At 65.7% G+C, this 923-nt stretch carries 1 protein-coding gene and 1 pseudogene; both read right to left on the bottom strand.

Annotation, left to right across the window (positions count from 1 at the left end):
* Positions 1 to 120: 120 nt before the first annotated feature.
* On the bottom strand, positions 121 to 447 hold the full coding sequence (locus JCM19049_RS15600) for a CDP-alcohol phosphatidyltransferase family protein (RefSeq protein ID WP_054822009.1): 327 nt from the start codon (positions 445 to 447) through the stop codon (positions 121 to 123).
* A gap of 262 nt (positions 448 to 709) precedes the next feature.
* Positions 710 to 923: pseudogene (locus JCM19049_RS15595) on the bottom strand (dihydrodipicolinate synthase family protein); the annotation flags it as partial.

Below are 923 nucleotides of genomic sequence, written 5' to 3'. Positions count from 1 at the left end.
CCAGGACCAGCCCCACCATCAGCACCGCGGTGCGCACCTTGCCGATGATGCTCACCGAAAGGCTGCCGGGATCCTTGGCGAAAAACAGGCTGACCGTCACGGCAAGGTCCATCAGCAATGTCAGGACCGCAATCCACCAGGCAGCAGACCGGCAATGGTCAGGGCCACCAGGATCAAGGCCACCCCGATACGGTCCGCGATGGGGTCCAGGATCTGGCCGAAGCTGCTGGTCTGGTTCAGGTGCCGCGCCAAGAAGCCGTCGACCCAGTCGGTGGTGCCAAAAATGGCCGCCAGCACCAGGGTGAGGACCGGTTGCTCGTCACTGATGATGAACCCGCAGATGGAAGAATCAGCAGTAGGCGCAGCAGCGTCACCAGGTTCGGGATGGTGCGCCAGTCCCCGGGGCGCAGCTGAAGGATCTCGCTCATCGCGCTGCCCTGCCGTCATGGGAAATTCTTGGCCATGGTGCCCGGGGGCCGGTGAAGCGTGGGGGCAGAGTAGATGCAGCCTGAACGCGGTACGGTGCTCGGCTCATCTCCAGCGCCTTCCTCTGGTTCCAGCGGCCCTCCCGCCGCGGCAGCGACACGGAAGGCCTCTTGCCTATGAGCGTAGTGAACCGAGTGCCGCAAGTACACGGGTGCCCGGCATCAGGCACCCAAAGTTCGCCCGGGTACCCATTTGACCAAGCCAGCACTATATGCCGTTGTGGTTATACATCGTCCTCGAGCCGGGCAGCGGCCAGGAACTTCCGCAGCCGCTGGCGGGCGGCATCGGGAATGCCCTGCAGGGGCAGCGGCAGGCTCGGCGCGGAGACCAGACCGAGCTCCTCGGCCAGCGCGCTGACCACACGCAGGCTGCCCAGGCTCCGAAAAAGATCCCACAGCGGCTCCAGGCGGCGCGAGAGGTCCAGCGCCTCGGCGTGC

It is taken from the genome of Arthrobacter sp. JCM 19049, assembly GCF_001310435.1.
Note: the sequence above shows the minus strand (reverse complement) of the source record. Positions and strands in the feature narration are given on the sequence as shown.